At 44.1% G+C, this 21,984-nt stretch carries 20 protein-coding genes; 15 read left to right on the top strand and 5 right to left on the bottom strand.

Annotation, left to right across the window (positions count from 1 at the left end; genetic code table 11):
- The first annotated feature begins 89 nt into the window (after positions 1 to 89).
- From IXB50_RS15220 to IXB50_RS15155, 14 genes are all read left to right on the top strand, one after another.
- Positions 90 to 938 (top strand): ABC transporter permease, encoded by an 849-nt coding sequence (locus tag IXB50_RS15220; protein ID WP_215609836.1) that lies wholly within the window; start codon positions 90 to 92, stop codon positions 936 to 938.
- 177 nt (positions 939 to 1,115) lie between these two features.
- Complete coding sequence (locus IXB50_RS15215) at positions 1,116 to 2,444, top strand: ABC transporter ATP-binding protein (protein ID WP_215609835.1); 1,329 nt, start codon at positions 1,116 to 1,118, stop codon at positions 2,442 to 2,444.
- Between the two features lie 38 nt (positions 2,445 to 2,482).
- Entirely contained in the window at positions 2,483 to 3,478 is a 996-nt protein-coding gene (locus IXB50_RS15210; RefSeq protein ID WP_215609834.1) for a class I SAM-dependent methyltransferase, read from the top strand.
- 60 nt (positions 3,479 to 3,538) lie between these two features.
- Positions 3,539 to 5,380 (top strand): glycosyltransferase family 2 protein, encoded by a 1,842-nt coding sequence (locus IXB50_RS15205; protein WP_215609833.1) that lies wholly within the window; start codon positions 3,539 to 3,541, stop codon positions 5,378 to 5,380.
- Positions 5,381 to 5,526: 146 nt separating this feature from the next.
- Positions 5,527 to 6,474 carry a class I SAM-dependent methyltransferase gene (locus IXB50_RS15200; RefSeq protein ID WP_215609832.1) on the top strand — a complete coding sequence of 316 codons (948 nt, stop codon included), beginning with the start codon at positions 5,527 to 5,529 and terminating at the stop codon, positions 6,472 to 6,474.
- A 213-nt stretch (positions 6,475 to 6,687) separates the two neighbouring features.
- The gene (locus IXB50_RS15195; RefSeq protein WP_215609831.1) at positions 6,688 to 7,482 is read left to right on the top strand and encodes a class I SAM-dependent methyltransferase; all 795 of its coding nucleotides are present in this window, start codon (positions 6,688 to 6,690) and stop codon (positions 7,480 to 7,482) included.
- 371 nt (positions 7,483 to 7,853) lie between these two features.
- Positions 7,854 to 8,816 carry a glycosyltransferase gene (locus tag IXB50_RS15190; protein WP_215609830.1) on the top strand — a complete coding sequence of 321 codons (963 nt, stop codon included), beginning with the start codon at positions 7,854 to 7,856 and terminating at the stop codon, positions 8,814 to 8,816.
- 111 nt (positions 8,817 to 8,927) lie between these two features.
- Positions 8,928 to 9,761, top strand: coding sequence for a glycosyltransferase family 2 protein (locus IXB50_RS15185; RefSeq protein WP_215609829.1), 834 nt, complete (start codon positions 8,928 to 8,930; stop codon positions 9,759 to 9,761).
- Complete coding sequence (locus tag IXB50_RS15180) at positions 9,751 to 10,839, top strand: glycosyltransferase family 4 protein (protein WP_215609828.1); 1,089 nt, start codon at positions 9,751 to 9,753, stop codon at positions 10,837 to 10,839. Before IXB50_RS15185 ends, IXB50_RS15180 begins: the two co-directional genes overlap by 11 nt.
- A gap of 52 nt (positions 10,840 to 10,891) precedes the next feature.
- Positions 10,892 to 11,440 carry a dTDP-4-dehydrorhamnose 3,5-epimerase gene (gene rfbC / locus IXB50_RS15175; RefSeq protein WP_215609827.1) on the top strand — a complete coding sequence of 183 codons (549 nt, stop codon included), beginning with the start codon at positions 10,892 to 10,894 and terminating at the stop codon, positions 11,438 to 11,440.
- A complete protein-coding gene (gene rfbD / locus IXB50_RS15170; protein ID WP_215609826.1) occupies positions 11,440 to 12,321 on the top strand; it encodes a dTDP-4-dehydrorhamnose reductase in 882 nt (293 codons plus the stop codon). The genes rfbC and rfbD overlap by 1 nt, the downstream gene beginning before the upstream one ends.
- 9 nt (positions 12,322 to 12,330) lie before the next feature.
- Entirely contained in the window at positions 12,331 to 13,404 is a 1,074-nt protein-coding gene (locus IXB50_RS15165) for a glucose-1-phosphate thymidylyltransferase (protein ID WP_215609825.1), read from the top strand.
- 33 nt (positions 13,405 to 13,437) lie between these two features.
- Complete coding sequence (gene rfbB / locus IXB50_RS15160) at positions 13,438 to 14,511, top strand: dTDP-glucose 4,6-dehydratase (protein WP_215609824.1); 1,074 nt, start codon at positions 13,438 to 13,440, stop codon at positions 14,509 to 14,511.
- Positions 14,512 to 14,630: 119 nt separating this feature from the next.
- Entirely contained in the window at positions 14,631 to 15,602 is a 972-nt protein-coding gene (locus tag IXB50_RS15155; RefSeq protein WP_215609823.1) for a GDP-mannose 4,6-dehydratase, read from the top strand.
- 16 nt (positions 15,603 to 15,618) lie between these two features.
- On the opposite strand, the gene IXB50_RS15150 is transcribed toward IXB50_RS15155, so the two are convergent.
- Entirely contained in the window at positions 15,619 to 16,941 is a 1,323-nt protein-coding gene (locus tag IXB50_RS15150) for a TAXI family TRAP transporter solute-binding subunit (protein WP_215609822.1), read from the bottom strand.
- A gap of 4 nt (positions 16,942 to 16,945) precedes the next feature.
- The gene (locus IXB50_RS15145) at positions 16,946 to 18,247 is read right to left on the bottom strand and encodes an ATP-binding protein (RefSeq protein WP_215609821.1); all 1,302 of its coding nucleotides are present in this window, start codon (positions 18,245 to 18,247) and stop codon (positions 16,946 to 16,948) included.
- Between the two features lie 18 nt (positions 18,248 to 18,265).
- Here IXB50_RS15145 and IXB50_RS15140 point away from each other — a divergent pair, with 18 nt between their 5' ends.
- The gene (locus tag IXB50_RS15140) at positions 18,266 to 18,568 is read left to right on the top strand and encodes a TMEM14 family protein (RefSeq protein WP_215609820.1); all 303 of its coding nucleotides are present in this window, start codon (positions 18,266 to 18,268) and stop codon (positions 18,566 to 18,568) included.
- On the opposite strand, the gene IXB50_RS15135 is transcribed toward IXB50_RS15140, so the two are convergent.
- The 3 genes from IXB50_RS15135 to IXB50_RS15125 all read right to left on the bottom strand — a co-directional run bounded on the left by IXB50_RS15135 (position 18,565) and on the right by IXB50_RS15125 (position 21,971).
- Complete coding sequence (locus tag IXB50_RS15135) at positions 18,565 to 19,614, bottom strand: dipeptide epimerase (RefSeq protein WP_215609819.1); 1,050 nt, start codon at positions 19,612 to 19,614, stop codon at positions 18,565 to 18,567. The two genes, IXB50_RS15140 and IXB50_RS15135, sit on opposite strands and share 4 nt — an antisense overlap.
- A gap of 503 nt (positions 19,615 to 20,117) precedes the next feature.
- Positions 20,118 to 20,738: a Coq4 family protein gene (locus tag IXB50_RS15130; RefSeq protein WP_215609818.1), complete on the bottom strand. Its 621-nt coding sequence runs from the start codon at positions 20,736 to 20,738 to the stop codon at positions 20,118 to 20,120.
- A gap of 6 nt (positions 20,739 to 20,744) precedes the next feature.
- The gene (locus tag IXB50_RS15125; RefSeq protein ID WP_215609817.1) at positions 20,745 to 21,971 is read right to left on the bottom strand and encodes a vWA domain-containing protein; all 1,227 of its coding nucleotides are present in this window, start codon (positions 21,969 to 21,971) and stop codon (positions 20,745 to 20,747) included.
- Positions 21,972 to 21,984: the final 13 nt, after the last annotated feature.

The raw sequence follows: 21,984 nt of genomic DNA, 5'->3' as shown, positions 1-21,984 counted from the left end.
GTAGATTGATGCGGTACATCCGGTAAAGAACTGTGTCTGCACCTATGACTGTCGTATGGAGACCAATCAAGTCATTGTTAAGAGCATTGATGCGTTTAACCGGGCGGCAACTTCTGCGACTGAAGCCCCTAGTGCCATTTAATGAGGCCCAATGGGCAAAGCTAGGGTTGCTAAAGACTTTAGTGCAGCGAGATATGGAGGCGCGCTATAAGGGTTCGATTTTAGGAAATCTGTGGCCATTGCTCAATCAATTGGCCCAGCTGTTGATATATACCTATGTGTTTGCCATTGTGCTGCAGGTGAAACTAAGCCTGAAAGGACTATCTGCAGATAATTCCTTTGTATTTGGCCTATGGTTATTTGCAGGATTGCTGCCGTGGATCGCATTTAGCAGTGGTTTAATTCAAGCCGCTAGCTCGGTGATTGCGCAGCCGAATCTGGTTAAAAAAGTGGTTTTCCCCCTGAGTTTACTCCCTTTGATCCCAGTACTGTCGAGTTTTTTAGAGAGTACGTTTGGGTTAATGGCCCTGCTGGTGTTTGTGGCGTTTTTGGAGAATACATTGCATCCGACATTGCTCTTGTTACCACTGGTATGGCTACCGCAGCTGTTGATAACGGCGGGGCTAGGTTACCTAACAGCAGGATTGACAGTGTTCATTCGGGATATTCCCCAAACCCTGGGAGTAATTATTAATCTATGGTTTTATGCGACTCCGCTGATCTATCCGGCAGAGATGATTCCGGCTCCGTTTCAGCAGTGGGTATTTTGGTTGAATCCGCTAGCCTCTATTGGTGAGATGTATCGGGATGTGATTTTAATTGGTGAGGTAACCCACTGGGGTGAGTGGACAGCGGCGACGGGGCTGTCGTTGATAATTTTTGGAATTGGCTTTTGGTGCTACAAAAAGCTACGTCCAGCATTTGCAGATGTGCTGTAGGGTCAGTGCAACCTTTTTTGTCCTTAAGGGGGATTTCCTCTATGGAGGTGGAGTCTCGATTGCATTGTAGAGTATACGGTGTGGCTCATTTCTGGATATATTAGGACCAGAAAGACGTCCTCTCAGTAATCCAAGGAAGCAGGGTTTTTGATGAGATTAGGTTAACTTGCTTTTTCTATGTCTGACGATATTTCAATTTCTCTGACGAACGTATCTAAGGCTTTCAAACGGTATCACCGCCCGGTGGATCGTTTGAAGGAGATTTTGCTACCGGGAAAGCAGCGGGCGGATGAGTTTTGGGCGCTGCAGAATATTAATTTAGAGATTCCTAAAGGGGAGACAATTGGAATTATTGGGCGTAATGGCTCTGGCAAGAGTACTCTCCTACAGATTATAGCGGGGACGTTACAGCCAACGACTGGCAATATTAAGGTAAATGGTCGGGTATCAGCGCTATTAGAGTTAGGCAGTGGTTTTAACCCGGAGTTTACGGGACGGCAGAATGTTTTTTTTAATGGGCGGATTTTAGGCTTAAGCCAGGATGAAATAGCAGCACGATTTGATGAGATTGCCGATTTTGCTGATATTGGGGATTTTATTGATCAACCGGTTAAGACCTATTCCAGCGGGATGTTTGTGAGGCTGGCATTTGCAGTTGCCGTACATGTGGAACCAGAAGTTTTGATTGTTGATGAGGCGTTGGCAGTCGGGGATGTGGTCTTTCAACACAAATGTATGCGCCGCATTAAGGCTTTGATGGATGCCAATGTGACTACGCTATTTGTTTCCCATGATGCCAGTGCTGTCAAAACGTTGTGTAAGTCTGCATTTATGCTGGAGGCTGGGAAATTTTATGCCAGTGGTGCCCCCAATGACGTTTTTATTGAATATATGAAGCTAGTTACTGAGATTGAGTTAAATCAATCTACTAAAGAAAGTAGTCATGCTAATGCATTGCAACAGGTTTTCCCGGCTGATAATAAAAACAGCTCTCAGGAGCTAAAAGTAAACCCCAGTCGTCGAGGTAGTGGCCGTGCGACAATCGACCGTATTCAACTTTTTCATGAGAATGGTGATTTGGCTATAGCTAGCCCAATCTTTAAGTTCAATGAGAATATTAGCTTCTTAGCAGATGTCTCTATCAATGCTCCCCTAGAAAGTTTTATTCTAGGTTTTTTCATTTGTGACAAGAATGGGAATGAGTTGTTCGGCAGCAATACGAAAGAAGAGAATGTAGCAATTGGATCACTTAATACAGGTGATAAATTCACATTTAAATTTTCCTTTAAATTGCCATTAAGAGCAGGCGGATATAGTCTGACAGTCGCAGGTGCGGAAGATTACACAACAACAACATGCGATTGGTTAGACAATGTCACAGTCTTCACTGTCGAAATGCCACGCAGCGGGAGACTAATCACTGCGTCAGTTGATATTCCTGTAGATATCGATTTAATCGTGAAGCCAAACCGGTTAGATTCCTCCCCTTCTCCAAAGCAGATATAGCAAAACAGAGATAGATTTATTCCGTTTATCAAGAAAATATGTCTAACAAAGAATTCAAAAATTATCCTGATGTTACCAACATCAATAAAAGTGATTTAAGTGCCAATAGTAGCCTAGCCAAAATGCTATCTCTTGTAGGGAGTAACAAGCGTGTAGTGGATTTCGGTTGTGCAACTGGTTATTTTGCCAAGCTTCTACGGGAGGAAGGGTGTGAAGTTGTTGGTGTCGAGTTAAACCCAGAGGCTGCTAAGGTGGCAGAAAAATATTGTAAGGAGGTAGTTGTTGCCGATCTTGACTATGTCAAAATCGAGGATGTTTTTGAAGGGCAGACGTTTGATGTCGCCACTTTTGGTGATGTCTTAGAGCATATAAAAAATCCCTGGCAACTCTTAAAAGCCGTAAGAAGGATATTAAATCCCAATGGGTTTGTAGTTGCGTCGATTCCTAATATTGCCCATGGTGCCGTTCGTTTATCTCTTCTTGAAGGGGAATTTGAGTATAGAGAGGTTGGGTTACTAGATAATACTCATTTGAGGTTTTTCACTCGTAGTTCTGTAGGTCAGTTATTTTCAGAGTCTGGATATGCTATTCAGGTAGAAGACAGTGTACATTGGCCTCTCTTTAATTCAACTCCTTATACACCAAATTTAAACAAAGACGACATACCTTCGGACTTAGTTGATAAGGTTCTTAGTGATAGAGATTCTGAGGTACTTCAGTTTATTATTCGGGCATATCCTTGGTCAATGGCTACTGAATATAATGAACTAAAAGATAAAAATGCTGTACTAAGATCCCACAGTGAGAAGATTTCATTAGAGTTTCAGAAATCACAGGCCGAACTCCAGCGAACGCAGACCGAACTCCAGCGAACGCAGACCGAACTCCAACGAATGCAGACCGAACTCCAGCGAACGCAGACCGAATTGCAACAAGCCCAAAAGAACTGGGAGCATTGTCAAAATGTTATTGAAGCTATGAAAAGTAGTAAGTTCTGGAAAATACGACAAAAATGGATAGCCTTTAAATCCTAAGACCTTTCATTCGTTTCTCCCACTTGAGGTTCATTTCTACAGTTTCATTGATTTTTGGTCATGGAAAATCACATTAAACTCGCAGAGTATTTATCACAGAGACAGATTGAACTCTTAGAAAGACAGAGGCAAATTGATAAGGATTTTGATGAGAGTTCTCAAATAAGACACTTTTGGCAACGCAAAAAAATAGAGACATCACTCTATCGTTCTAAAGATAGGAAATATCAAAAATGGCTACTTAAAAACTGTCCATCTCAATATGATCTAGATTCCCAGAGAAAAGATATTGATGAACTAAATTACAAACCAACTATAAGTCTTATAATGCCTACTTTTAAGACACCTATTGCCTATCTAAAACAAACAATTGATTCTGTAGTTAGTCAAACGTATCCTTATTGGGAATTGTGTATTGCAGATGACTGTTCGAATGATGCGGAGATAGAAAAAACTCTTTTAAGCTATGAGCAGTCTGACAACAGAATAAAAGTCTTGTTTAGGGAAGTAAATGGGCATATCTCTAATGCATCTAATAGTGCATTGACAATGGCTCAAGGTGATTTTGTTGGATTGCTCGATCATGATGATCTGTTGGCACTAAATGCTCTTTATGAGGTGGTGGTGCTGCTCAACAAGCATCCGGATGCCGATATGATTTATTCCGATGAGGATAAGGTTGAGGAAGATGGAAGCTTGTCTGCTCCATTCTTTAAGACTGACTGGGCACCGGATTCCTTGCTTTCTAGAATGTATACGTCTCACTTTGGTGTTTATCGACGCTCATTAGTTGAGAAAATTAATGGGTTTAGGCCAGGGTATGAAGGTGCCCAGGATTATGATTTTGTATTACGCCTGACTGAACTAACAGAAAAAATTTTTCATATTCCCAAAGTTCTTTATCATTGGCGAGCTCATGAAGGCTCAACAGCACGGTCTATTGCATCAAAAAGCTACGCTACAGATGCTGCATGTAGAGCGATAGAAGATGCTCTAGATAGACGTGATGAGCCTGGTCAAGTTCTCCCAATAGCAGGCGGTCATCATATCGTCAGGTATCACATTAAAGAGGCAGGAAAAGTTACGATTATCATTCCTACAAGAGACCTAGGAGACACTTTAAATACTTGTCTTTCTTCAATTTTTGATAAGACAACCTATCAAAACTATGAGGTGTTGTTGATTGATAATGGTAGTACAGAAAAAAGAGCGATTGATGTAATTGATTATTGGTTGAGTAAATACCCTAAAAAATTACGTTGTAAACAGCTAAATATCCCTTTTAATTATTCAAAAATAAATAACTATGCTGTGAGCCATAGTCATGGTGACTACTTACTATTTTTAAACAACGATACAGAAATAATAACACCTGATTGGATAGAAGCTATGGTGGAGCAAGCTCAAAGACCTTCTATTGGAGCTGTAGGGGTCAAGCTTTTGTATCCTGATAATACTATCCAACATGCTGGTGTTATGTGCTTAAGCGGTGGCGTTGCCGGGCATAGTCATAAGCACTTTAAACGCAATGACCATGGCTACTTTAATCAAATTCAAACAATAAATAATTATGCAGCAGTAACCGCTGCCTGTTTGATGTGCCGTAGGACCTGTTTTGAGGACGTGAATGGTTTTAATGAGAAGATTCAGGTAGCATTTAATGATGTTGACCTTTGCTTTAAGTTCCTTGATGCTGGTTATAGGAACATATACGTTCCCCATGTTGAGATTTATCACTATGAATCAAAGAGTAGAGGCTATGAAGACAATCCCCAAAAGAGAGAGCGATTTGCGTCTGAAGTACATTATATGAAGGATACATGGAATAGGATAATAAGCAATGATGCTTACTATAATCCTAATCTTTCACCTTGTAAGGAAGACTATTCTTTAAATATTTGAATTGTTTTTATGCCTTTTCTAGACCGTGATTACACTTTTGACGCTGACATAGATTTATTGGTTGACAAGACTTATAAACGGTTCTGCATTATTTGCCGGTAAGTAGTCCTTATGCACACAACAGACGATTAGTAACACTCCATCTAATGAACTATCGTGATCTTTGTCGACAAATCATTGACCGAAATAAGCTTGGTTTAGAAATTGGTCCTAGTCACAGGCCAATAGCGCCGAAAAAAGAAGGATTTAATGTACATATTATCGACCATCTGAGTAGAGAACAACTTTTAGAGAAGTATTCTCAGCATGATGTTTGTTTAGAGGACATTGAGGAGGTTGATTTTATTTGGTCAGGGGAGTCATTTTTAGACTTATTAAATGAAAATAAATATGAATGGATAATCGCATCTCATGTTGTGGAGCATACGCCTGATCTTATTGGCTTTCTTGAAAATTGTGCTTCAGTGCTGAAACAGGATGGCCTGTTACTTCTGCTTGTCCCTGATAAAAGATTCTGTTTTGATAAGTTTCGGCCTATTAGTGGGTTAGGAAAGGTTATTGAAAATCATCTTTCAAAGAACAGTATCCATTCTGTTGGCTCCATTGCTGAATATTTTCTAAATATTGTTTGTCAAGATAAGAAGATTGCATGGCATCCTTCAGATAAGGGTTCGTATCAGATGCTCCACTCATTGGAGGATGCTACCAGAATGATGGATGTTGCCAAATCACAGAATACTTATGTAGATGTGCATAACTGGTGTTTTGTCCCACATTCATTTCGTTTGATAATACATGACTTGTTCTCTCTTGGTTTTACCCCACTTAAAGAACACCTCTTTTATCCAACCCAGGGATGTGAGTTTTTTATAGGCTTGAGTAAGTCTGGTAAAGGAGTTAATGATGGCTCTGGATTTAGTCGCGTAAGGATGCTTGAACTTATCAATGATGAGCTATTGGAAAAACAGTTCATCCCAATAGATTTTGACAATGAAAAATATTTGATGTTGCATCCTGATGTTGCTACTGCTGGGGTAGATCCACAACAACATTATTTGTCCTATGGAATTCATGAGGGTAGAACTTATAAGTAGTCTGAATAGTCTGAGTTGATTATGTCAAACATCACATGAATCTTACGATTTGTGCACAGGCAATCTAAAATGCTAAAAACTCAAGGCTAGATTCTGAAAATGTGTCAACTATCAACCTCGATCTGTTTGGCTCCCACTTTATGGTTATAAGCATCATAGTTAAGTGGTACTTTATAGCTCTCTGTACATTTCTAACGTGAGGTTCTACCTGTTATGGAAAAGAGTCTGAATATCTTAGATGCTTACGTCAACACACTGCCCAGTCAGCAAAACGTTTTAGACATATTCGATGGTGAATGGGCTTCTAAATTTCCTGAAGGCAGTAGTTTGGTCTCTAAACCTGGTTTCGCGGCGTTATTTGAAGATGCAAGAATAGACTGGATGGCTAATACGTTGGGAGGTCTTGAAGGTAAGACTATTCTTGAGTTAGGTCCTTTAGAGGGTGGACACTCCTACATGATGAGTCAAATGGGAGCTCTTAAGATTGATTCTATTGAAGCTAACACTCGTGCATTTCTGAAATGTCTATGTGTCAAGGAAATATTTAACTTGGACAGCGTAAATTTTATGCTGGGTGACTGTAATGATTTTCTAGAGAATAATCAATATAAGTATGACTTAATTGTCGCAAGTGGAATTTTATATCACATGGTTGAACCGGTAAAGCTGTTGAGGTTGATTGCAAACTCGACTGATAAGCTAATGATCTGGACCCATTATTACGATAAGGATGTTATTGAGAATAATAGTGCACTCTCTAAAAAGTTTACGGCTCCTCAGGAAATGAATATCGATGGATTCTCGGTATCTATAGCAGAGCAATTCTATAATGAGGCACTGGATTGGCAAGGTTTTTGTGGAGGAAGTCAACCAACAAGTAGATGGTTATTACGCCAATCTATCCTTGATGTACTGGAATCATTGGGATTTGCTAGATTAAATATTAGTTTTGAAGATAAAAAGCATCCGAATGGTCCTTGTTTTGCTCTATGTGCTGAACGGATCTAGTTGAGGGCGTCTAGAATGAGGTCCATATTGTTTAGCGATCAATTAGAGCAGAGCATTTACTCTCTAATGCAGGTTAAAAGGTACAATCAACCTCATTAGAAATAGGTTATCTTTTGTATCTGTACTCGCACTGTATGGCCCAATTTCTCCATAAAATAGTCTTTCAATACTTTTGTCTATTTTTCTAATAGTAAAGTATGAGATGACAATCTCTAAGTGAAACTAGCCAACGCATACTATAGTGAAATTTGGCTTGGCGTAGAGTATGCGGGGCAGTAGTTTTTGTCTGCTTGCGTGAGCGTCTGATTTTCTCATTCATTAGTATTGTGAATGCATTGAGTATGTTGTCATGCATGAGCGCATAATTGAAAATGTATAAAATCCTTGCCTATATTACAGCTTACTGCGATAAAAATGCGCTTGATGCATGTCTTCACGGTATTAGTAATCAAAGCTATCCGGTAGATAGGGTTTTTATACTTGATAACTCACCAGAGCCGTTAATTATATCGGATGTTTCTTGTCTACCGTTAACTGTAAAAAATGCGCAAGAGAATCTTGGAATTGCCTTCGGTATTAGTGAGGCGTTAGAGTTGGCGGTTAAAGGTAAGTACGATTTTTTGTGGATGTTTGATCAAGACAGCATTCCTGCTCCGGATTGCTTGGAGAGACTGATTCTTACTTTCGATGAGAATGTCAATAAAAAATGTTTATCTATTGGCATAATTTCGCCAACACCTATCGATTCTAGAACAGGTGAAATCATTCAACCTGCGGTGTTTAAGGGGGATCATTTTGAGGGATTTCCGGTAGATAACTTTAATTCTCCCTATCAGTGTGATTCACCTATCACCTCTGGATCTTTACTCGCAGTATATACGGCTGATTCTGTTGCTCCCCCGGATATAAGATTATTTATTGATGGTGTAGATCTAGATTATGGCTTGCGACTTAAAAATGGAGACTATCAAAATATAGTTGTTCCTAATGCTATTCTTCAGCATACGTTTGGAACACCTGTTGAACTTTGTCTTTTTGGTGTGAATAAGATTTTTCAAAGATATTCTGCTCTTCGTTACTATTATATTTGCCGTAATCATACATATCTGGAATTAAGCTTTTCGAAAGGGTTTTATAAGTTTACTTGTGTTTTAAGACGCCTACAGTTTTTAGGGTCTCAATTTGTTTGGATACCTATGATAGAAACTGAGAATAAATTGCAAAAAATATGGGCATGTTTGCGAGGAACCTACTATGGACTCATGGGAGACCTAGATCAACAGTTTTCTAGTAGGTATAACGTCCTGTCATACTTTAAACAGAGTGAAATTTGATCTTAGTTTTTATGCTGTTATCCATTGAGGAGTAATGAGCTAGGTGGATCTCTTTTTTTGAATTTACTTATGTTTTAAGGTTGGTTGTTGAGTAGAATATTCTCAAAGTTGATGGATTTGTCACCTCTGATTTCTATTATTATAGTCAACTATAATGGCGCAGACGTAATTCTTGACTGTCTGCGATCCATTTATGAACGCTGCAGCAGTGTAACCTTCGAGGTTATCGTTATTGATAATGCTTCTTCTGATGGGAGTTTAGGTCAAATTCATCAAGAGTTTCCCCAGGTATCTTTGTTAACTCAAGATACAAATCTAGGCTTTGGAAAAGCTAACAACATAGGGGTTAGGTATGCCCAGGGAGAATTTCTCTTTTTTCTAAACTCTGATACCCTCATTCCGACTGATATATTGCTTAGTCTACTGACAAAGTTGACTCAATCATCCGATGTTGGAATAGTGGGTCCCCGATTGCTGAATACTGACGGTAGCTTTCAACTTTCTGTATCTAAAGAAATAAGTATTCTTGGTGAATTCCAAACGCTGCAACAAGTTCGACGATATCGTGATCAAGCTACTCGAAAGAGTTTATCCCAATTGTATAGTCATGATCAATTCGTTGATATTGTCGTAGGTGCTGCGATGTTTATGCGACGCTCGCTATTTCAGCAAGTTGGTGGATTTGATGAAACATTTTTTATGTACTTAGAAGAATCTGATTTGTGTAAGCGTGTTCGTGACCTAGGCTATACAATACTCTACACGTCAGATATTTCATTAATCCATATTGGTGGTTATTCAGTTGCTAAAGCATCTGAGACGATGGCAAAAGAGTACCGTCGCAGCCAGCGGTATTACTATAAAAAGCATCGTCCTGTATGGGAGCAATGGTTGCTAGCTGCATATTTAAGCTGCAAATCCTGGTATACCAACTATGCTCGTTAATCTGGCCTATCTACTTAAAAAACCAACAGGGACAACGACCTATGCGTTGAACCTATTACCGGCTTTAGCTGAGTTAGAACCTTATTTTTTAGCTACTCCGGCAAGTGGCTTGGAGCATTACTATCCTGTCCCTAATAATTTAACTGCCGAATTTGGTATACGGGGCCATATGCGTCGACTTCTCTGGACGCAATTTCAGCTTCCAGGGATATGCCGTACGTATAGTCGAAAATACCAGTCTAGTGACTTACTCTTTTCTCCAATTACTGAAGCTCCAATTTTTACAAACTGTCGGTTTGTCGTGACAGTTCATGATTTAACGCCGTTGCGTTTTCCAGGCTTATCTAAAGCGCTTACTTGGCTTTACAAGCATTATGTCCCGCGTATATTGAATGCGGCTGAACATATTATTTGTGACTCCCAGGCAACCGCTAATGACATTGTGGAATTTTATGGTCTGAGTGCTAAAAAAGTCACTCCTATTTTACTCGCCTACAATAACAACTATTTTCGGCCGCTGGCTCTAGAACGCCAGAATTATTTTTTGATTTTAGGACGCCATGCTCCTTATAAAAATATTGGTATGGCTATTGATGCCTTTGCTAGTTTTCTGAAAGAGAATAAGGCTGGCCAGAGTTACGAACTCTGGATTGCAGGGCCTGCTGATACCCGCTACACTCCTGATTTAAAAAGTCAGGTTGAGGCGTTGAGTTTGACGCAGCAGATAAAATTTCTGAATTATGTAGCTTATGACGAGTTACCTAAGTTACTTAATCAGGCTTTAGCATTGGTGTTTCCAAGTCTGTGGGAAGGATTTGGCTTGCCTGCTTTAGAAGCGATGGCCTGTGGTACACCAGTGATTGCGTCTAACATAGCGTCTATTCCTGAAGTGACCTCAGATGCCGCTGTGCTGATTGATCCATATCAGCCTGACAGCCTGACAGCTGCGATGACTGAGGTCGCGAATGATGCAAGATACTGTCAACATCTGAGGCAGGCTGGATTAAAACGAGCCAGTCAGTTTAGTTGGTCACAAACGGGTGAAGCTACCGTTGAACTATTAAAGGATTACCTATAGTCCTACTGAGTGATACAGTGCTTCAGGAGCTTGATATTTTATTGTTTCTAAAGTGAATATTATTGCAACTAATATCCCAGATGTTCTTGTTGTTGAGCCAAAGGTCTTTGGTGATGAACGTGGTTTCTTTTATGAAAGTTTTAATCAGCAAACATTTGCTGATAAGACTGAGCTGACGTTTGAGTTTGTTCAAGATAATCACTCCCGTTCTAAGCGGAATATTCTTCGAGGCTTGCATTATCAGGTGCAGCAGGTGCAAGGAAAATTGGTCCGGGCTGTTGTTGGTGAAATATACGATGTTGCAGTGGATATTCGTCGAAGCTCGAAGACCTTTGGTAAGTGGGTTGGTGTAGTTTTAAGTGCTGAAAATAAAAAACAATTGTGGGTGCCCCCCGGATTTGCCCATGGGTTTTATGTTTTGTCTGATTCAGCAGATGTGCTTTATAAGACCACAGATTATTATTCACCTCAGCATGAACGCAGTATTTTGTGGAACGATGCGAGTCTGGGTATTGAATGGCCTTTGGGAAATCAAGAACCTGTATTGTCGTCCAAAGATCAGCAGGGGCTAGAGTTTTCATCAGCTGAGGTGTTTGATTGATGAAAATTTTGCTGCTGGGTGCTCAAGGTCAAGTGGGCCAAGAGTTAAAACTTGTATTGCCAAGTTTGGGAACGGTAACGGCTTGGGGGCGAGCTGATTTTGATTTGGCAACCTCAGGAGGTTTGATGGCTGCCGTGGTTGAGCAGCAACCCGATTTGATTGTTAATGCGGCTGCCTACACGGCTGTTGATCGGGCGGAAAGTGAGCCTGAGCTTGCTCATCAAATCAATGCTGTTGTTCCAGAACAGTTGGCTCAAGCTGCAGAGTCCTGTGGTTCAAAGCTGATACATATTTCTACTGATTATGTATTTGATGGTAGACAAAATCGTCCTTATCAGATTGATGCTGCGACAAATCCCTTGGGAGTATATGGGCAATCAAAGTTAGCGGGAGAACAAGCGGTACAAAGGGCTACGGATCGTTATGCCATTTTGCGTACAGCTTGGGTTTACGGTGCCAAAGGGAAAGGAAACTTTGTGAAAACGATGCTACGCCTTGGTGCAGAGCGTGATGAACTGGGAGTTGTTTATGATCAAGTGGGCACACCGACTTGGGCCTATGACATTGCTCAAGCCATTGCGGCATTAGTCCCCCAATTGAATGAGCAGACATTTGGCATTTATCATTACACCAATAGTGGTGCTGTGAGCTGGTATGATTTCGCCGTTGCTATTTTTGAAGAAGCAAGGACCTTGGGTTATCCGTTGCAGCTAAGTTCTGTACGACCCATAACCAGCGAGCAATATCCTACGCCAACGGAACGTCCTGCTTATTCAGTATTGGCTGGTGATCGATTAGCTCGGGTTCTCAATCAAACGGCCCCCCACTGGCGTGCCAGTTTGCGAAAAATGCTTAAAGAATATCTGAATATTTATAAGTAGGCCAAAATTATGAAGGCGCTGATTCTGTCTGGTGGTAAAGGAACTCGACTGCGACCATTGACTCATACAGGGGCTAAGCAATTGGTCCCTGTGGTTAATAAACCAATTCTCTGGTATGGGATTGAGCAAATCGTCGCGGCTGGCATTACGGATATTGGCATTATTATTAGTCCTGATACAGGCGATGAGATTCGTCAGGTCACTGGTGATGGAGAGCGCTTTGGCTGCGCTATTACCTACATTCCGCAAAGGAGTCCAGATGGGTTGGCCCATGCCGTCAAAATTGCTCAACCCTTTTTAGGCGATTCACCCTTTTTGATGTACTTAGGCGATAACCTGATTCAAGATAGCTTAGCTAATTTTGTTGAGGAATTTTTAAAGCAATCATTAGATGCCATGATCCTGCTGAAACAGGTGCCTAATCCGACCGCTTTTGGTGTTGCTCAGCTTGATGGGCAAGGCAACGTGTTGAGGCTAGTAGAGAAGCCAAAGGATCCTCCCTCAAATTTTGCGTTGGTGGGGGTTTATTTATTTGAGTCTGTTATTCATGAAGTAATAGCAACACTCCAGCCGTCGGCAAGGGGAGAATTGGAGATTACTGATGCGATTCAAGCCTTAGTCAATACCGGTAAAACTGTGATAGCTAAGCAGCTGTTTGGTTGGTGGTTAGATACGGGTAAAAAAGATGACTTGCTAGAGGCCAATCAGATCATTTTGGATGCGACATTAACCCATGCTATTGATGGTGATGTAGATGACGCTACAAAGATTAGCGGGCGAGTCCAGATTGGTAAGAGATCCAACGTGATCAATTCGACTATTCGTGGCCCAGTTGTTATTGGTGAGGACTGTCACATTGAGAATTGTTTTATTGGTTCTTACAGTAGCATCGCTGATCGGGTGAAACTAGTCGATGTAGAAATGGATCACAGTGTAGTGCTTGAGGGCTCGATTATTGAAGAGCTGCACCAGCGAATTGTGGATAGTTTGATTGGTCGACGTGCCAAGCTGGTGCATAGTCCTCAGCGCCCTAAAGCGTCTCGCTTTATGATTGGTGATGATTGTCAAATTGAGTTGGTATAGCTGGTAACTTTTAACAGAATCGAGGAGAGTAAATTGAGAACTCAAAACGTACTCATTACAGGTGGAGCTGGTTTTATTGGTTCCAATTTTGTGCGTTCCTGGCATCAGGATATCGGAACGACAATTGTTTTAGATGCTCTCACCTACGCTGGTAATCGCGCTACTCTTTCAGATTTAGAAAGTCAGGAAAACTTTTTTCTTGTTGAGGGTGATATCTGTGACTCGGCACTGGTATCTAAACTGTTTGCAAAACATACTATTGATACTGTTATTCATTTCGCTGCTGAATCTCACGTTGATCGATCTATATCTGGTCCTGGGGCGTTTGTTCAAACTAATGTGGTGGGGACATTTACGCTACTTGAAGCATTTCGCAACCATTGGGAAACCCAGGGGAAGCCTGAATATTTTCGCTTTTTGCATGTTTCGACAGATGAAGTGTTTGGCAGTCTGAGTGTTGATGATCCACCATTTAGTGAAAAGACTTCCTATGCACCTAATAGCCCTTATTCGGCATCGAAGGCAGGTAGTGATCACTTAGTGAGGGCCTATTTCCACACCTATGGCGTGCCGACACTGATCACGAATTGTTCTAATAATTATGGACCTTATCAGTTTCCTGAAAAGCTGATTCCGCTAATGTGTTTGAATATTTTGCTGGGTAAATCCTTGCCTGTTTATGGGGATGGGCAAAATATTCGGGATTGGTTGCATGTTGAGGATCATTGTAGTGCGATCGCAACCGTCTTACAAAAAGCTGCACCAGGAGAAACCTACAATATTGGTGGCAACAATCAAGTCAAAAATATTGACATCGTTGAACAACTTTGCGACCTCATGGATGAGCTGTCAGAGGACTTACCCAAGTCACCGGCCAAAGAACTCATTACCTTCGTTCCTGATCGGCCTGGTCACGATCGCCGTTATGCCATGGATATTTCAAAAATTCAGCGCGAGCTGGATTGGGAACCGAGCTATGACTTTGCCACAGGCCTGAGGCAGACGGTGCAGTGGTATTTGTCCCATCGCGATTGGTGGCAACCGTTGTTGTCAGAGGAGTATCAAAACTACTACGCGGCTCTCTATGGTGATCGAGTGACGCTTTGATTAAGTAAACCGTCACAGTAACCATTTCACCTTAGTGGAAGCTCTATTTACAATATTCAGATAGTTATGGGCAACCTAACGATGATTATTGTTGAAAATGTGTATGCTTGGGAGACGTAGTGGCTAAAACCGCACTGATTACTGGATTGACCGGACAGGATGGGTCCTATCTTGCTGAGTTACTCCTGAGTAAAGGTTACGAAGTTTATGGCATGGTGCGTCGATCTAGCTCTAGTAGTTTTGGGCGTATTAGCCACTTTGCGAATAAGGTTCACATTATTTCTGGTGATCTGCTGGACCAATTTTCGCTGATGGATGCCATTGATCAGGCCCAGCCAGATGAGATCTATAATCTGGCATCCCAAAGCTATGTGCCTTTATCCTGGACACAACCTGCGTTGACAGCTGAGTATACTGCGATTGGTGTTTCCCGGTTGCTAGAGGCGATTCGTCGATGTAAGCCGGATACACGGTTTTATCAGGCATCGAGCAGTGAGGTATTTGGTCAGCCAGATGAATCACCCCAGACGGAACGGACAGCGTTTCGACCTCGTAATCCTTACGGTGTAGCCAAGGCTTATGCCCATTGGATGACGATTAATTATCGGCAGCAATACGATCTGTATGCCTGTTGTGGCATTACCTACACCCACGAATCGCCTCGACGGGGTGCGGAATTTGTATTTCGTAAGATTACCCGTGGTGCTGTGAAAATCAAGTTGGGATTAGCGACTGAGCTCAAGCTTGGTAACCTGGATGCTCGCCGTGACTGGTGTCATGCAGAGGATGTGGTCAATGCCATGTGGATGATGTTGCAGCAGGATCAGCCAGATGACTATATTATTGCTAGCGGTGAAACCCATACAGTAAAAGAGCTTGTGGACTGTGCTTTTTCCCATGTGGGATTAAATTGGCAGGATTATGTATCTGTTGATCCTGCTTTTTATAGACCTGATGAGCCGGTTACCCTAGCAGGAGCCATTAATAAAATTAAGCGTGATATCCAATGGCAGCCCAACTATTCCTTCTCTAGGTTAGTAGAATCGATGGTCGAGAATGAGTTGCGGGAACTATCAGCGCAGTCGGACTAAGGTGTGTGGTCATTGTCTAGACCAAGTTGGATGAGTTTGGCTGGGGGACTGGTTTAGAGCGGCCACTGAGAATTATTTCTTGGTGGCGGATGGCTGTATTGGCCACTTCCCAAGGGAAGGTAAATGATTGAAATGACTCTGGTGAGATTCGATCAATATCTAAATCGACGACAACTTTTCTAAGAATTTCAAGGAGCTGTTGTCGTAGGTTTTGCAGTTCATCGAAGTCTTGCGCTTGTTCTATTTTTTCGATGAGGTCGAGAATTTCTAGGTTGTAGCGATCGGCGCGATCTTTTTGGTTGCTGATTAGCCACTGACGACCTTGCCATAGGCTGGAACAGAGAAGAATGCTGATGGACAGTAGTAGACCGATGGGTTCGGCGTAAGTGACTAAAAAACTAGGATTGTCTTGGGTGTAGTAGGCGTGGGCACCTTCGTGTAGGGGAAACCCAAGATTTTGGCTGGCTTCTGGGGACTGAATATTGGCAGTGCGTGGGTTAATGCTAACAAGTTCGTTGCGGTGTTCGTAGAGGATGCGGGTGATGGCTTTGACGACATCAGGATTGACATTGACGTTGGCGATGAGCAATGAGCTAACAGCGACAACGGGGAGGTCTTTAGAAGGAATGGGGGACCCTCCGTCGTAGCTGCCTTTGGGGATAACGGTGGACTTGAGGTAGGGCTGTGTGAGCTGAAGAGCACCGATTTGGTCAATGGGAACTAGCTGAAAGCGGTTATTGGCAAGGAGCTTACTAATACTGCTGTTGCCGAGACCGATGATGCGAAAGACGGCGTCGACGTTGCCTGCTTGTAGTGCGTCATAGGCGTCTGTCGGAGACATGGAGTTAAATTGAAAGTCATATTTGGTCAGGCCATAGTGTTCTGTAAGGGGCCAAAACAAATTGTAGGAGCCGCTACCTTCGGGCATTAGGGCAATGCGTTTGCCTTTTAGGTCGGTTAATGTTCGGATGTTTGCGTCGTTGGCTGCGATCAGATGGAACATCTCAGGGTAGAGCTGAGCTACTGCCCGTACATTGTTCAGAACCGGGGTGTCGTTTTGCACGAGGGCAAAATCAGCGGTGTGGGTGTTGATGTCATCCATATTTTGGTTAGAGCCAGCGGATTCCATGACTTCAACCCGGATTTTGGGTTCATTGGTTTCGGTGACTTGGGCAATGGCTTGGCCAAAGGCGTAGTATTCGCCGGTGGGACCACCCGTGGCTAGACGGATGGTGTAGATGCGATTTTGGTCATAGATGAGTTTGGTAATGGATGCGATCGCAATCCCTATACTGGCAAGAACCACGAACCCTAAACCCCAACGCCCCCACTTTCCCATCGTCCTATCTCCTATGCTCCGAGGCTAATTCTGCCGATAGAAAATCAATAAACTGACGGGCGCTTCTCCCGGATCGGCCATTGTGGCGTGTGGCCCACTGTTTAGCTCGATAGTCCAAATCATCCACCGGTAGATCAAGGCCTGCCTGCTTCGCTAAGTGATGAACTATGTCTAGATAGGTGGGTTGGTCAGCGGCCTCGAAGGTGAGGGTGAGACCAAAGCGATCGCTAAAGGAGAGTTTTTCCTGGACCGTATCCCAGGATTGGAGCTCATCTGCATCACGGGGACGCGGTCGATCGGCAAAAAACTCACGCACTAAATGTCGCCGGTTTGAGGTAGCGTACACCACTATATTCTGAGGTCGTCGGGTCAGCCCGCCTTCTAGAACAACCTTGAGCGCCTTGAATGCGTTATCGTCTTCTTCAAAGGAAAGATCATCGACAAAGATAATAAATTTTTGGGGTTGCAGCTGCAGGTATTCCACGATTATGGGCAAGTCGTATAGGTCTGCTTTGGCAACCTCAATGAGACGCAGGCCACTGGCCGCATATTCGTTGAGCAACGCCTTGACCAGGGAGGATTTGCCAGAGCCTCTACTGCCATATAACAGTACGTTGAGCGCATTAAACCCTGCCAACAAATACTCAGTATTTTTTATCAATGTGGTTTTCGGTTCTTCATAAGCTGCTAGCTGTTCTAGACGAATTGGATCAGGTTCAGCAATGCCCAAGAGCTGACCCTGCTGCCAACGAAAACCATGGAACTGTCCAAACTGCCCAGAGCCTTGACTTTTGTAGTAATCCACTAATTCGGCAATGCTTGCTGACCAGTCGGTCGACAGATTGATCGGCATCGACTCTGGTAATAAGGACCAAACCACCGGTGGTTTGGCTAGTTGGCAGGCGGCTTGTACACAGTCACTAATGTGGCTAGGGGATAAGTTGTAAAGTGCTTGGAGAACTCGCAAATCGTGGCGAACGGCATCCAGTAAGGGGGTAGGCAGCTCAGCCAAGGGCAGGCGCTGAGCGTTTTGGGTAAAGGCGTTATCAGCAATCAGAATTTGCCCAATCAGGTGATCTCCCCAGCTTTTACCCGTGCTTGCCAGGGACTGAAACCATTTACCATAGGCGATCAGGCAGTGGGAGCGTTCATTGGTTAGACCTTTACTGCTGCTGAGGGCCTCTAGTAATGCTAAAAAAGTTTTACCTACTGTATCTTTGAGAACAGCCTGATAGAGTAAGAGCGAGGCTGCCTGCTGTCGGTACTGAGTGATGGTAGCCGTTGTCGCTCCCCCAAATTCCTTCATTCTCAATCCCTTCGCTCTATGTCATTAGCACTTATCATCGCATTGATCTACGGTATTCTGGCCATAGCTGGTGGCATCATGGGCTACCTCAAGGTTCGGAGTAAACCTTCGCTGATTTCGGGGATTGTTAGCGGACTTTTATTATTGATCGGAGTGCTGCGAGCAGCTCAGGGTATTGTCAGTGGTCTGTGGGTTGTCAAAATTGTGACCCTGGTATTGGTACTCGTCTTTATTATTCGTTTAGTGAAGACGAAAAAGTTTATGCCTGCGGGGCTGATGGTCATTGGTGGCGTCATCACATTAATTGGGGTATTTGCCTAGGGCTGATGAGTTATGCCTAACCCCGGCTGCTCATTAGGCATGAGGCGACCTAGATCTAGCTTGGCACCTATAAAAGGATTGTCTTTGAGGTTGAGGTGGCTATCGAGATCCAGATGGTTGGCGAGGGGCGATAGCTGGGCCAGAGCCGTATTCGATAGGGCACTGTCGGAGTAGCAACCAAACATGACGCTGAGACCACAGGCGCGGGCGGTGTGGATCATTCGATAGGCTTCGGTGAGGCCGCCGGACTTCATCAGTTTGATATTGATGCCGTCTATGTAAGGCGCTAGGGGCATGATATCGCGGCTAGTGAAGCAGCTTTCGTCGATGAAAATGGGTAGTGGAGAATGGTGTTTTAGCTCGCCTAGCTGATGATTGGCGCTCACGGGTAAGGGTTGCTCTAGATAGGTGACGTTGCGTTCTGCAAGCCAGGTGGCCATGGTTTTGGCATCCTCCAGGGTCCAGCCGCCATTGGCATCGATACTGATTTTGTCGTGGGGGCGAAATTCGGATTGTAGGGCGCTAAACATGGCTTGGTCGGTGGCGATGCCTGCGGGGCTGCCCAGTTTGATTTTGATGGAACGGAGATCGGGATAGTCGGTGTGCCAGCGGCGGATGCGTGCGATCGCATCCTCAGGGGAGCTTATTCCCACTGTGACTGCTGTTGGCCCAATGCGCTGACGGTCTAAACCCCATAGCTGCCACAGCGGTAGACCCACTTTTTGGCCGAGCCAGTCCCAGAGGGCTACATTGATGGCGGCGCGAGCGGCGGAACAGGGGGCGATTTGGTCGAGACTTTCTTCGATGATTTGGCGGTCAAGGGGATGGTAGTAGGAGATGCCTTCGGTGATGCGGTCTAGATCTTGGGTAATGTTGTCAGTGGTTTGGGTTTGATCGCCGATGGAGAAGGGGGTGGCTTCGCCGTAGCCGGTGATGTTGTCGGCGGTGATTTGGATGAAGAGGTTGGTTGATTGGGAGCGGGTGCCTCGGCTGATGGTGAGGGGGACTTTTTTGTGGAGGGTGATGGGGTGGTAGGTGATGTCCATGGGTAGGTGCTTAAGGGGTTGGAAGATTGTCGCTAATGGTGTGAGAGGCTGCTTGGGGCTCCTCTGAGCGCCCCAAACTCCCTTGGGCAGGGTGGAAAGGCCACCCTACAACCCCCTAAAAATAGTTAAGTTGTCCCGGTGTGTATGGGGGAGGGTTGGTGGAGTGCCTTTTAATTTTCTGTGACACGTCACAGAAAATTAAAAAACATAGGTTATCTACCTTCCAGTGTAAATAGTTCTTGCTTGGAAAAAGGTTTTTGAAGGAGCAAGCGATAACTGACCTTTTACGGTGTGGAGCAAATGCGGAGCAGCGTAATACCCTACCGACCACTGGTGCAAAATTGTTAGCTATTTTCCAGCAGTCCTCTTGTGCGAGGGGTGTGGGGACGTTGAGGTCCCCACGTCATGGAGGGGGTCGGGGAGGAAAGCCCTGAGCAGTCGATTTTGCTATTGACCAATTACTCGGAGCTACTCTTCGGTTCTTAATTGATGGCTCAACAATATTAGTTAGCTATTGGTTCTATCTCAGATGGAAGATTAAGCTTTGTTCTTACTACATCTAATGGCATCGCCCAAAACTCCTCTAATGGTTGAGCAATCACACAAACAGCCTGGCGTCCCAACTGTTTTCCCTTTTCTCCGTAGACCCACAATCGCTTCCACTGCCAGGGTGTAATCAATCGCGTAAACCAGCGACCGATAAAAGCAGCTCTCTCATAGGCAGGACTATAGTACTGTGCCGCAACAAAAGACCAAACGCCTAATTCTCCTGCCAGACTGGTGTCAAATCCCAACAGCACATGGAAAGCATCGTGGAGAATCGGGTATCGGATAGCCAGAAGAGAAGAGTCTGTCAGGGCGTTGCGAGTTTCTGCAGAAAGAGTGAGGGGCTGAAGGTGATTGCTGTGGAGAAACTGAGCAAGGCTTTGACCAAAACTGCCAGGAGGCTGAGACTGTAATTCAGCTAGAGAGATATCTGGTAGAGGATTTGCTAAGGCTGCAAGCCTTGCGTCTAAATCGCCGTAGGCGGGAGTACCTAATGCAGCAGCTTTGTATGCAGCGGTGTCACCAGCCTTGCCAGCAAAACCACATTGAATTGCCTTGATCAGATAGCGCAGGTGCATTATTGATTATTGCAAGATTGTTTTAGAGGCAATGCGAGTTTTCTTTTTCGCTTGCTCCGATAAGTCTTGCCCCGTTTGGAGCTGGGTGACGTTTTCTTGCAGAACTGTGGCAGCGTTTTGATCGCCCATTTGGATAGCGGTTTGGGTGGCAGACTGGAGCATAGTGATGGCTCCGGTGCGATCGCCTGCTTGGAGTTTGGTTTCAGCAATTTGGGTTTGGCGATATTTGGCTAAGGCCAGGATGTATTGCTGTACTTGTGGATCAGGCTGGGCCTGGTAAGCTGTCTGGGCAGTGACGTTGATGACGACTTTATCTGTGGATAGTGAGCTGCCGAGGGCAGGATCGTCGTACTGGATTTCGGCGTAGGCAATCGAGTGGGTGCCTTCGAGGAGTTGAGAAATATATAAGTTGGCGAGGATGACACGGGGCGTATTGGTCATCAAATCTCCCAATCGGACGATGGCTTGTTCTCCTTCGCGACGGACATCAAGCTCGATGGTTTCGGGTAGAACCTGGGCGATGGGTTTGAGTTCGGCAAGACGTACCTGAGGTTGCAGGGTGAGGACTAGATAGGCATTGGTGAGACTGACGGCCTGGGCGCGACTAAAGAGACGACTGAATTCTTGGATAGCGGTGTCAGGATTTTGGATATAAGCCAGACTGCCGTTCCCAGCATCTGCTAGTTGCTCTAGGACATCTTGATTCCAATGATTGCCAAAGCCAAGGGTGCTGACAGTAAAACTATGGCTAACAGCAAGTTTGGTGAGTTTAAGGCAGCGGTCGTTACTACCGTGCTCGTTTTCGCCATCGGTCAGTAGAAAAATTTGGGAGACAGTGCCTGTTTTGCCTTTGGCGATTTCTGTAACGCCTAGCTTTAAACCTTCGTCAATGGCGGTGCCGCCCCCAGCCCGAATACCTTCGATGGCTTGTTTGATAGCTGTGGGATCGGTGGCTAGCTGGTTCGGGACGACGACCTGGGCTTCATGGTCAAAGGAAATGATCGAGATGCGGTCTTGGGGGGACAGGTTATCGACAATTTTTTGGGCAGCGGTACGAACGGTTTTAATTGGGGTGCCGCCCATGGAGCCGCTTTGGTCGAGAATTAGACATAGGTTTAAGGGTGGGCGCGCTCCACTAGTGGCCTGTACGGAAATGGCCAAGTGTCGTTGACTACTGGTTTGAGTAGTGTCTAGGTTGCGATCGCTAATAGACCATTGCACGTTAGCTTTCATAGGTTCGTTTCCC

Origin of the sequence: Leptothoe spongobia TAU-MAC 1115 (assembly GCF_018739885.1) — a bacterium.
GTDB classification, from domain to species: Bacteria; Cyanobacteriota; Cyanobacteriia; order Phormidesmidales; family Phormidesmidaceae; genus Leptothoe; species Leptothoe spongobia.
This window is presented reverse-complemented; position numbering and strand designations above follow the sequence as displayed.

Coding starts and splice junctions, on each gene's coding strand:
- IXB50_RS15220 (WP_215609836.1), top strand. CDS start 90: ATGCGTTTAACCGGGCGGCAACTTCTGCGACTGAAGCCCCTAGTGCCA.
- IXB50_RS15215 (WP_215609835.1), top strand. CDS start 1,116: ATGTCTGACGATATTTCAATTTCTCTGACGAACGTATCTAAGGCTTTC.
- IXB50_RS15210 (WP_215609834.1), top strand. CDS start 2,483: ATGTCTAACAAAGAATTCAAAAATTATCCTGATGTTACCAACATCAAT.
- IXB50_RS15205 (WP_215609833.1), top strand. CDS start 3,539: ATGGAAAATCACATTAAACTCGCAGAGTATTTATCACAGAGACAGATT.
- IXB50_RS15200 (WP_215609832.1), top strand. CDS start 5,527: ATGAACTATCGTGATCTTTGTCGACAAATCATTGACCGAAATAAGCTT.
- IXB50_RS15195 (WP_215609831.1), top strand. CDS start 6,688: ATGGAAAAGAGTCTGAATATCTTAGATGCTTACGTCAACACACTGCCC.
- IXB50_RS15190 (WP_215609830.1), top strand. CDS start 7,854: ATGTATAAAATCCTTGCCTATATTACAGCTTACTGCGATAAAAATGCG.
- IXB50_RS15185 (WP_215609829.1), top strand. CDS start 8,928: ATGGATTTGTCACCTCTGATTTCTATTATTATAGTCAACTATAATGGC.
- IXB50_RS15180 (WP_215609828.1), top strand. CDS start 9,751: ATGCTCGTTAATCTGGCCTATCTACTTAAAAAACCAACAGGGACAACG.
- rfbD (WP_215609826.1), top strand. CDS start 11,440: ATGAAAATTTTGCTGCTGGGTGCTCAAGGTCAAGTGGGCCAAGAGTTA.
- IXB50_RS15165 (WP_215609825.1), top strand. CDS start 12,331: ATGAAGGCGCTGATTCTGTCTGGTGGTAAAGGAACTCGACTGCGACCA.
- IXB50_RS15150 (WP_215609822.1), bottom strand. CDS start 16,941: ATGGGAAAGTGGGGGCGTTGGGGTTTAGGGTTCGTGGTTCTTGCCAGT.
- IXB50_RS15145 (WP_215609821.1), bottom strand. CDS start 18,247: ATGAAGGAATTTGGGGGAGCGACAACGGCTACCATCACTCAGTACCGA.
- IXB50_RS15140 (WP_215609820.1), top strand. CDS start 18,266: ATGTCATTAGCACTTATCATCGCATTGATCTACGGTATTCTGGCCATA.
- IXB50_RS15135 (WP_215609819.1), bottom strand. CDS start 19,614: ATGGACATCACCTACCACCCCATCACCCTCCACAAAAAAGTCCCCCTC.
- IXB50_RS15130 (WP_215609818.1), bottom strand. CDS start 20,738: ATGCACCTGCGCTATCTGATCAAGGCAATTCAATGTGGTTTTGCTGGC.
- IXB50_RS15125 (WP_215609817.1), bottom strand. CDS start 21,971: ATGAAAGCTAACGTGCAATGGTCTATTAGCGATCGCAACCTAGACACT.